This window comes from Pseudomonadota bacterium (assembly GCA_026388215.1).
GTDB lineage: Bacteria > Desulfobacterota > Syntrophorhabdia > Syntrophorhabdales > Syntrophorhabdaceae > JAPLKF01.
The window spans coordinates 1-9,648 of sequence record JAPLKF010000027.1 but is presented as its reverse complement, the minus strand read 5'-3'; the positions used below and the strand labels follow the sequence as shown (position 1 = coordinate 9,648).

Genomic DNA, 9,648 nt, shown 5'->3' with positions numbered 1-9,648 from the left:
GGGGTATATTACATGAAGTTTCACCAGGACTCATAGATACACCCATAGATAAATATGAAAATACAATTGAACGTCTTCGCAGAAAATATGCCCATTATCCAATGACCATATCAGGGCTTGAAGTAGCACTATTCAGGGCGCTCTTAAGTAATAAAAAGGTTTCAGAACATAATTACTGGGGAGGTTGTACAAAAAGGTTAAAGACAGACATTACAATACCATTCATCCCTGATGCAGAGCTAATCTCAAGATGGATGCGATACGCATTACGCAAAGGATTTCACATCTATAAGCTCAAAGTGAGCGGCAATGTGGAGGAGGATAAGCGATTACTATCTCATGTATACCGTATGCTGAAAGACAATCTCACAACATTTACCCTCCGCCTTGATGGCAATCAGGGATACACAGAAAAAACATTTTCACAGATTATCAATTACATAGAAAAGGAAGGTTATAGAATCCAGCTTTTCGAACAGCCTTTGCCAAAAAATGATTACAAAGGATTAAGGAAGATAAAAAAATATTCACCCATCCCGATTATCCTTGACGAGACTGTGTTCACAGTTAAGGATTTGCAGCGTGCCATTGATAATAACCTATGCGATGGAGTGAACATAAAGATTGCGAAAAGCGGTATCGGTGAATCCTTCAAGATTCTGGAATATGCAAAAAAACATAAACTCACCCTGATGATAGGGTCCATGATAGAAACAATGGTAGGTGCATCCGCAGGCATCTATTGTGCCTCAGGTACAGGCATATTCGATTACATTGACCTCGATTCTATCCACTTCCTCCGCCACAAAAACCAATATGGCAACATAAACATAAAGGATTCTCGTTTCATAATAGCCAACGGCTCATAGCTGATAGTATAAAGCATAGCGCAGAAAGCTGGAAGAGATTTTGTGGAACAGCTTTTTGTCTTTTTGGTCTATCTCGTCTCTCTGGTCTATCTGGTCTATTTAGTCACGACAAGAAAGACGGAACAGACTGAACAGACAGGATAGACTACGAATGTTTCTCCTGCACTGAAACCCCGAGTTCCCCTTTATGGAGTTTCACGAGAAGGTCTTCCCCTTTCACCACCTGAGATGTACTTACCACAACCTCTTTCGTATCCCTTTTGACCGTTATGCTATAACCCCTTTTTAAGATGTTATCAGGGCTCAGGTCTTTTATCCTCTGTGTCAGGGTCTCTATCTGTCCTTTCTTGTCCCTGAAGTATAATGTAAAACCATGTGTCAGGTTATTCAGTATCTCATCCAGATACATCCTGTATGTGACGATAAAATCCTTTCTCTCTTTCAGCTCCATGGCCCCCTGGTAGAGGGAAAACCTTGCCTTCTCTAACCTGCCTTTCATGTTCTGTCTTAGGGCATTCTTCATATTTACAATTATATCGAGCAATTCCCTTTTATCCTTCACCACAAGGTCTGCCGCCGCAGTCGGTGTTGGCGCCCTCACATCTGCCACAAAATCGGCTATGGTAAAATCTATCTCATGACCAATACCGGAAACAATCGACACCTCCGAGTCATATATTGCCCTTGCCACAATCTCCTCATTGAAGGGGGCAAGGTCTTCAAATGAACCCCCGCCCCTTCCAATTATAATTACATCCACATCCTTTGTTTTATTGAAATGGGTTATCGCCTCAACGATTTCATAACATGCCTCATCCCCCTGAACCTTTACAGGGTATATGGTTACAGACATATTCTCAAATTTCCCGGATATAATCTTCAACATGTCCCTTATTGCCGCACCTACAGGTGAAGTGATAATACCAATCCTCTCCGGCAAAAGTGGTATTGTCTTTTTTCTACTTACGTCAAAGATCCCTTCCTTAAATAATTTTTCCTTTAACATCTGGAACTTCAGCTGTAAAAGCCCTAACCCCTTCACCTCTATCTCATCAACTAAAAGCTGGTATTGGCCCCTTCTTTCATACACATCCACCCTTCCCTTACAAATGACAGCAATGCCATCCTTCATCATATCTTCCGGATATTTTCCGTAATAATTGAACACCACAGCGTTTATCATTGCAAAGTCATCCTTTAATGTAAAATAGAGGTGGCCTGAAGGATACAGTTTCATGTTTGAAACCTCACCCTCTACAAGTACATCCTGAAACTGGCTGTTGATTGATTTTTTTATCTGTGCTGTAAGCTCAGATACCGTGTAAATCATGATCTGCCATTGTGATGGGCTTGATTTCATTTTTTGTCTATTGTGTCAATTCAGTCTCTTCGGTCTTGAACAAGATAGACGAGATAGACCAGATAGACGTATGTAGTATTATTTCTTAAAATAGTCTTTTACTATCTTCATAGCACAGTACTCACCGCACATGCTGCAGACATCATCATGGAGGTTTCGTTCCTTTCTGAAATTCTTTATCTTGTCAGGGTCTATTGCGCACTTTATCTGGCCTTCCCAGTTAAGTGCCTTTCTGTATGTTGACATTGCCTGGTCAAGCCTTAATGCCTTTTGATTGCCCCTCGCAATATCAGCCGCATGGGCTGCAATTTTTGTCACCATAACACCATCCCACACATCCTTCGGTGTTGGAAGCCCGAGGTGCTCAGAGGGTGTCACATAACACAGAAAATCCGCACCATAATATCCTGCAATGGCCCCTCCGATGGCTGAAGTAATATGATCATAGCCAGGCGCTATATCTGTCACTATAGGTCCCAGAACATAAAAAGGTGCCTCGTTACATAGCTTTTTCTGCAGCACAATATTTGCCTCAATCAGATTTATAGGCACATGGCCCGGGCCTTCTATCATCACCTGCACACCACTTTTAATTGCCTCTTTACAGAGTTCCCCGAGGATGATAAGTTCCTCAACCTGTGCCCTGTCGGTGGCATCGGCAATACTTCCCGGTCTTAGCCCATCCCCGAGGCTTAACGTCATATCATATCTTTTTGCAATCCTTAAGAGCCTATCGTACCCTTCATAAAGGGGGTTTTCTTTTTTATTTACAATCATCCATTCTGCAAGGAATGCCCCGCCCCTGCTCACAATATCAGTAATCCTTCCCTGCTTTTTCAGCCTTTCGAGGGACCTCTGTGTTACCCCGCAGTGGACTGTAATAAAATCAACACCATCCATGCCATGTTTTTCTATCACCTCAAAGATTTCATCCGGCACCATCTTCGTTATTGTCTTTCTCTTCTTCACAGCCTCCACTGCCGCCTGATAGATGGGAACCGTACCTACCGGTATCCCGGCATTCGCTATAATAACCTTTCTTATCTCATTAAGGTCTCCGCCTGTGCTTAAATCCATCACCGTATCGGCACCAGCCTTGGTTGCCATCTTCAACTTCTCTATTTCTATTTTTATATCCACCCTTTCAGGGGAAGTTCCTATATTCGCATTCACCTTTACGCTCAATTCCTTTCCTACGCCTTTTGGGGTAAATGCCTTATGCCTGTTGTTTGCAAGGATTACTGCCTTACCTTCAGCTATGAGTTTGCACAACAGATTCTTTTCTATCCCCTCATCCTTTGCAATACGCTCCATAGCCTTTGTAATCTTCCCCTTGCGCGCTTCTATCAATTTATTATTCATGGTATTATCATCTCCATCTTTTTTATGAGCTTTAGAGGGTCTTTAGCAAAAAGCCTTATAATAGGTTCCTTACCGACATCGCCCACATCATAGATTATATCCGGCGGGGTATTTACCCTTTTTAAAACCTTTTCTACCAAAAAATCGAGGCTTTTACCCTCTGCCCCTTTTATCTTCTTCGGCTCTTTCCTTCTATCAAAAAATACTACATCCATGCCCTTTCCCCTGGCCTTCTTTATAATGGCCCTGTCATACCTTATATCTACACATGACCTTACATGAGGATAATACTTCATAAAGGTGAGGATTAACCTCGCCACATGGGATGACGCACCAAATTGAGGCTCACCCTTCACATATATCTTCCCATCATATTGACCGATTCTACCAGGAAATGCCGCCACATCTTCGATGCCATTTGCACCTTCTACAGCATAGCCTATATTCATCTGGACCTCGGGGATAAGCTCAACGACATTAAGCTCATATAAGCGTTTCCGGGCCTCCTTCATTGTGTGTAAAACCTTCCACCTATCGGCATATCCACTACTTAAAATACCGGATGATGCATAGAAATACCCTTCCTTATCTATCCTGTAACTCCCCTTCAGCATATCTTCCATGACCCCCTCTGATGCAAGAAATGCCTCTTTTACAGGGTAACCATGGACAAGAAAGGATATCAGGAGTGAAGAGAATATACAGCCTGTTCCGTGAACCTCTCTCTCAATCCTCTTTTTCTCCCATACCGTAATCTCCTTGCCGTCAAAAAGAAGGTCTACGGGTTCCCCCTTAAGGTGTCCCCCCTTTACGACCACGGCCTTAGGACCCATATCACACATGACCCTCGCACAACGCTTCATATCTTTTAGATTCTTCACCTTATTCCCGGTGATAATGGAAGCCTCCTCAACATTAGGGGTAATAATATCTGCCATGGGGAAAAGTAGCTTAATCAACTGTTTCAGACCTTTATCGGTAACCAGTCTTTTCCCATTCTTTGACGTAATCATCGGGTCTACAACAACCGGTATCCTTTTTTTTCTCAAAAATGCTGAAATCTCATCTATGTAAGGTACATCCCATACCACACCGATCTTCACCCCATCTATATGTAATTCCTTCCCTGCCATCTTGAGCATCTCAGAAAAATGCTCCCTGGGTATCGGATATATGTCTTTAACCCCCTTCGGGCCCTGAAGAACGATGCATGTAGGAACTGAAATCCCATGGATGCCAAGAGAAAAGTATATATCCAGGTCCCTTGTTATCCCTGCCCCGGATGAAGGGTCATGACCTGCAATGGTGAGGATTTTTTTCATGTACATCTTTTAATGATAAGGTCCGCTACCTTTTTACCGGACAAAAGCATCCCCCCGAATATAGGACCCATTCTATAGGAGCCAAAGGTGGCGTTCGCACTCATACCTGCAACATAAAGACCCGGAAATACCTCTTTTGTATTTTCAAGGGTAGTTGTTTCTGCAACATTTGCCCACATTGATTTTTCTCCCTCTATCTTTCCCGACGGCGTAAAAAGCTTCACATTCATCTTTCTCTCCAGGACCTTCACTACTTCTACCGAATGGCCTGTGGAATCAACAACAAATCTTGATGCTATGGTTAAAGGGTCAACATGTAAGGATGCCATCTCCACTGCAGTCCAGTTTATCACGATACCTGTAACCTTATTTTCCCTTACAATAAGGTCCTCAACGCTTACAAGGTTGAATATCTTAAGACCTGCCTTGATTGCCTTTATGGATATCCCCGAGACACATTCGATCGCATCTGCAACATAATACCCTTCCGTATAAAGCCTTGCATTGATATCAAGTTCATCCAGCAACGCCTTTGCCTCTTCCTGGACAACTATTTCGTTAAACATCATGCCCCCGCCCCACATACCTCCACCGATAGAAAGCTTTCTCTCGAATAAAGCAACCTTCAGCCCGGCTTTGGCGAGGTAATATCCGGCAACAATGCCTGCCGGTCCTGCACCGCAAATTGCCACATCAAGTTCCAAAGAGGAAAGAAGCTTTTTTGTATAACTCTCAACAATTGCCTTTGTTACAATCCTTTCGTCTATCATCTGTCCACCCTTTTAAAAATTTTCAAGAATATATCATATTTTACGGCTGATATGTTACAGAATTTGATAGAAAGCTTAAGATGGTTGGATGCAGGAAATATATTCGACGTAATTGTCGAAATAGGCTGAAATATTCGACATTTTTTACTTCTAAGGGCAGGCGCTAATTGGTCGTCTATTTTTATTCCCAATAATTACATGTAGTTACAATATGCCAGTTTTTGGCATGGTTATTGCTTTTTAAACAAACAGTTTGAAAAAAAATTTTCAGGAGGTTAACATGAAGAGATGGTATGTAAGTATGTTGGTAGTGCTTTTAGTAGCGCTTGCCACTACAGTATTTGCATTCGGACCGAGAGGTGGTCATGTAGCGTTTGGTGGCCCGGGGCATGGCTTTGGCGGGCCGATGGGCCCAGGGGCAAATCTGAACCTCTCGAAGGAACAGGCAGATAAGATGTGGCAGATTAAAGAGAAGTTTCATAATGACACGCAGGCGCTGAGATACGAGCTTTTCCAGAAAAGGTTCGAGCTAAGAACACTCTACGCAGACCCAAAGGCAGATGAGGCAACAATCCTTGCAAAACAAAAGGAACTCAACTCCTTACAACAGAAACTGTTCGATAAGATGGCGCAGCTAAAGCTTGAACAGAGAAAGATCTTAACACCCGAACAGCTTAAGACATTGAGCGAAACATACGGTGGAAGAGGACTTGGACCCTGCGGACTTGGCGGAAAAGGCTTTGGCGGAAGAGGATTCGGACCACGTGGACTTTAGAAAATGGTAAAAGAAGGGCTGACGCACAGCCCTTCTTTAAAACCCAAAAGGAGGCAGGAATATGAAAAAGATGTTTTTAATTATGTTAGCCCTGGGAATAGGGCTTTTAACCTTTTCATGTGCATCTACGGGTTACAATACCCAGAAGGGTGCAGCTATTGGTGCAGGCCTTGGTGCAATTGCAGGTCAGGTAATTGGTCATAATACTGCAGGTACATTAATAGGCCTTGCCGGCGGAGCACTCGCAGGCGCAATTGCTGGAAACGCAGTAGACCAGGATGTAACAAACCAGAAGATAGAATCAGCACAAAGACCAAGAACAGCCTATGTATCTCCTGAAGGAGGTGTAAATGAAAATCCTCCGGGAGAATGGATTCAGGTTCCGGGAGAATGGATTGGCGGCAAATGGGTTCCATCTCACAAGGTATGGGTACCGGTAAATCCAAATTGAGCTACTGGTAATTACTAATGAAATATTTCCCCCTATATATCCTCCTCCTTTTCCTTCTCTTTGTGCCCCCTCTTTATTCACAAGACTCCTATTCGGAGTTTGAGAGGGGGCTCAATCTCACAGATTCACAAAAAATGAGGATGGGGGAGATAAAAAACAAATATATCAATGAATGGCATTCTTTAAAAAGGGAATCCATCAGAAAAAGGCTGGAACTCAAGGAGCTCTCGAGGTCCCCATCGAATAACAGTGAAAAGATTGGAAGACTTCAAAACGAGATAGAAACAATAGAACGTTCAAGAGAAAATCTCTACAACCAATACAGTGGGGAAGTGTCCAGAACCTTAAATAATAAGCAGAAGGAAAGATATAACAGTTTCTGCGATACTGAGAGACAAAAAATAAACCGTCCTTTCCGTCAAAGAAGGTATGGAAGATAAAAGGCCCTTTCTTTTCCCTTCCCTGTTGTTCGCCATATTCTTTCTACTCATCACAATAACCGGATATTTTCAGATCAGAATTATAAAAAACAACATTGAAACACTGTTAAAAAGTGAAGGGGAGATACTTTTTAAACATATTAAGAGAGAAATAGAAATAAACCTTGAATACCTGAGCCTTATCGAGAAATCCCCCACCATAATCACGCCAAACTTCCTGAATATAATGGTATACGATGAGGCGATAGTAGAAGAACTGTATGCGCTCTTTCACAACATCTCAGATAAGGAGGTAGAAAGGCTGCCGGTCACAAACCTCATGGTGATAGACAAAGATGGTAAGACGATAATGAAAAAAGGGGTACTGAAGGTATCATCTTCATACATTCATACCCTGAAATCAGGAAAACAGAAGACGCTGATAAAAATGCCTACTAATCACAATAAATCACTCCTTATGGGTATCAGGGTAAATGAGCGTATTGTTTTTTTCAGCTTAGACGACAATGAACTGGAAATGCTCAGAAAAAAATTCATTATAAAGGAAATACTGGAAAGGGAAGAGAAGGGCTTCAACATTGCCGGTATAAGGATATACGACGAGAAAGGTGTCCCCTATATAACCTTCGATGAAAAAAAGGGGGACCTTTTTACATTATCTAAACCTCTTAATTCACGATTCCTCCCAAAATATACAGTTGAAATCCTTATATCAAAAGAGCTTGCAAATGACATTGTGAAAAGAACCACCCTTAGCCTTATATCCATACTCCTCTTTTTAATCATCTCAGGTGCACTAAGCACTTATGTAATATTTCTTCTGGAAAGAAGACATGGAAAGAAGATGAAAGAAATGGAGAAAGAATTGGCAATGAAGGAAAGACTTGTCTCTCTTGGCAAGCTTGCCTCAGGCATGGCTCACGAGATAAGAAACCCTCTCAATGCCATTAGCATGTCGGTGCAAAGATTAAAGAGGGAATTTATACCGGAAAAGGAAAAGGAGGAGTATTACAAATTTATTGATATAATGAAAGGTGAACTCACAAGGGTTGACAGGATTGTGGAGGAGTTTCTTCTTTCTACTAAGGCCCATGTCCCATTTCTTAATGAAAACCTTTATACTATAATTGAGGAGGTAACTACCATCCTGAAAGAAAAGGCAAGCTCCAAAAAGATTGCTATAATAAACAAAATAGATAAAGATATGTATATACATGCTCAGAAGGAAAGGGTTAAGCAGACCTTTCATAATATTATCCTGAACAGTATAGAGGCAATAGAAGATAATGGGGTTGTAGAGATATCATCAGAACATAAAGGGAAGAACATCAATATTTACATTAAAGACTCAGGGACTGGCATCAAAAAAGAGGAGCTTCATAATATATTTGAATACTATTATACAACAAAGGATAAAGGGATAGGATTGGGTCTCCCGATCTCTTATATGATAATAAAAGACCATGGCGGCGAAATAAAGGCTATAAGTGAGGAAGGGAAGGGCACAACACTTGTTATCAGCCTGCCAGCAACCAGCGTAGGTCTTGAATGAAGATGAATAACCAAAAGTTTGGAATTTGTAGCTTGGTTATTGGTTATTTCATGCCACTAAATGTTGGGAAAGGATATTCATATGGATAAAGCAAGTATATTGATTGTCGAAGATGAAGACGCACAGAGGTCCCTTCTCGGGGGGCTTTTAAAAAAGGAAGGCTACAAAACAAAAGAAGCAGGGGACGGAGATGCAGCAACAAAGATATTTAAAGAAGAGACCCTTGAGATTGTGCTCCTTGACTACAAACTTCCCGATATTGACGGGCTTACGTTACTCAAAAGGTTAAAGGAAATTAATCCTGAGGTCGAGGTAATCATGATCACAGCCTTCGGAAGTATAGAAAATGCGGTGGATGCACTAAAGGCAGGGGCATCCGAGTATTTAACAAAACCTATAGATATCGACGACCTTCTTTTTAAGATAAAAAAGATAGAGGAAAAAAAGCATCTAATCCATGAAAACAGGGTATTAAAGGAGACATTGAAGGATAGATTTAAAAGCGAGGCGTTTATCTATTCAAGTGAAAAGATGCAAGAGGTCGCAAGCCTTATTGTGAGGATAGCGAAGACAGACTCTACCTGTATTATTCAGGGCGAAAGTGGTGTGGGTAAAGAGGTTGTGGTAAATCTCATCCATGAGTCGAGCGAGAGGAAAAACCAGCCCCTTGTAAAGGTAAATTGCGCGGCAATACCTGAGACCCTCCTTGAAAGTGAACTATTCGGGTATGAAAGGGGCGCCTTTACA

General features: G+C 41.8%; 10 protein-coding genes. 6 read left to right on the top strand and 4 right to left on the bottom strand.

Features of this window, described 5'->3' with window-relative positions; genetic code table 11:
* On the top strand, positions 1-869 hold an 869-nt coding region (locus tag NTU69_02110; GenBank protein MCX5802322.1), incomplete at its 5' end, for a hypothetical protein.
* Positions 870-1,014: 145 nt separating this feature from the next.
* Here the strand turns inward: NTU69_02110 and xseA are convergent.
* From xseA to NTU69_02090, 4 genes are all read right to left on the bottom strand, one after another.
* Positions 1,015-2,229 carry an exodeoxyribonuclease VII large subunit gene (xseA, locus tag NTU69_02105; protein ID MCX5802321.1) on the bottom strand — a complete coding sequence of 405 codons (1,215 nt, stop codon included), beginning with the start codon at positions 2,227-2,229 and terminating at the stop codon, positions 1,015-1,017.
* 78 nt (positions 2,230-2,307) lie between these two features.
* A complete protein-coding gene (gene thiC / locus NTU69_02100) occupies positions 2,308-3,591 on the bottom strand; it encodes a phosphomethylpyrimidine synthase ThiC (protein ID MCX5802320.1) in 1,284 nt (427 codons plus the stop codon).
* Complete coding sequence (locus NTU69_02095) at positions 3,588-4,913, bottom strand: PfkB family carbohydrate kinase (protein ID MCX5802319.1); 1,326 nt, start codon at positions 4,911-4,913, stop codon at positions 3,588-3,590. The genes thiC and NTU69_02095 overlap by 4 nt, the downstream gene beginning before the upstream one ends.
* A complete protein-coding gene (locus tag NTU69_02090) occupies positions 4,910-5,683 on the bottom strand; it encodes a sulfide-dependent adenosine diphosphate thiazole synthase (protein ID MCX5802318.1) in 774 nt (257 codons plus the stop codon). Before NTU69_02090 ends, NTU69_02095 begins: the two co-directional genes overlap by 4 nt.
* Positions 5,684-5,963: 280 nt before the next feature.
* On the opposite strand from NTU69_02090, the gene NTU69_02085 reads away from it, so the two are divergent.
* The 5 genes from NTU69_02085 to NTU69_02065 form a co-directional block, all read left to right on the top strand.
* Positions 5,964-6,458: a Spy/CpxP family protein refolding chaperone gene (locus NTU69_02085; GenBank protein MCX5802317.1), complete on the top strand. Its 495-nt coding sequence runs from the start codon at positions 5,964-5,966 to the stop codon at positions 6,456-6,458.
* Positions 6,459-6,519: 61 nt separating this feature from the next.
* On the top strand, positions 6,520-6,909 hold the full coding sequence (locus NTU69_02080) for a glycine zipper domain-containing protein (protein MCX5802316.1): 390 nt from the start codon (positions 6,520-6,522) through the stop codon (positions 6,907-6,909).
* 140 nt (positions 6,910-7,049) lie between these two features.
* Positions 7,050-7,349: a hypothetical protein gene (locus tag NTU69_02075; GenBank protein ID MCX5802315.1), complete on the top strand. Its 300-nt coding sequence runs from the start codon at positions 7,050-7,052 to the stop codon at positions 7,347-7,349.
* Complete coding sequence (locus NTU69_02070; GenBank protein ID MCX5802314.1) at positions 7,339-8,901, top strand: ATP-binding protein; 1,563 nt, start codon at positions 7,339-7,341, stop codon at positions 8,899-8,901. The genes NTU69_02075 and NTU69_02070 overlap by 11 nt, the downstream gene beginning before the upstream one ends.
* 81 nt (positions 8,902-8,982) lie before the next feature.
* Positions 8,983-9,648, top strand: a 666-nt coding sequence (locus NTU69_02065) for a response regulator (protein MCX5802313.1), incomplete at its 3' end; no start/stop codon positions are given.

Excerpts from the sequence above, each read along its gene's own strand:
- NTU69_02085 (MCX5802317.1), top strand. The coding sequence starts at position 5,964 with ATGAAGAGATGGTATGTAAGTATGTTGGTAGTGCTTTTAGTAGCGCTT.
- NTU69_02080 (MCX5802316.1), top strand. The coding sequence starts at position 6,520 with ATGAAAAAGATGTTTTTAATTATGTTAGCCCTGGGAATAGGGCTTTTA.
- thiC (MCX5802320.1), bottom strand. The coding sequence starts at position 3,591 with ATGAATAATAAATTGATAGAAGCGCGCAAGGGGAAGATTACAAAGGCT.
- NTU69_02095 (MCX5802319.1), bottom strand. The coding sequence starts at position 4,913 with ATGAAAAAAATCCTCACCATTGCAGGTCATGACCCTTCATCCGGGGCA.
- NTU69_02090 (MCX5802318.1), bottom strand. The coding sequence starts at position 5,683 with ATGATAGACGAAAGGATTGTAACAAAGGCAATTGTTGAGAGTTATACA.
- xseA (MCX5802321.1), bottom strand. The coding sequence starts at position 2,229 with ATGAAATCAAGCCCATCACAATGGCAGATCATGATTTACACGGTATCT.
- NTU69_02070 (MCX5802314.1), top strand. The coding sequence starts at position 7,339 with ATGGAAGATAAAAGGCCCTTTCTTTTCCCTTCCCTGTTGTTCGCCATA.
- NTU69_02075 (MCX5802315.1), top strand. The coding sequence starts at position 7,050 with ATGGGGGAGATAAAAAACAAATATATCAATGAATGGCATTCTTTAAAA.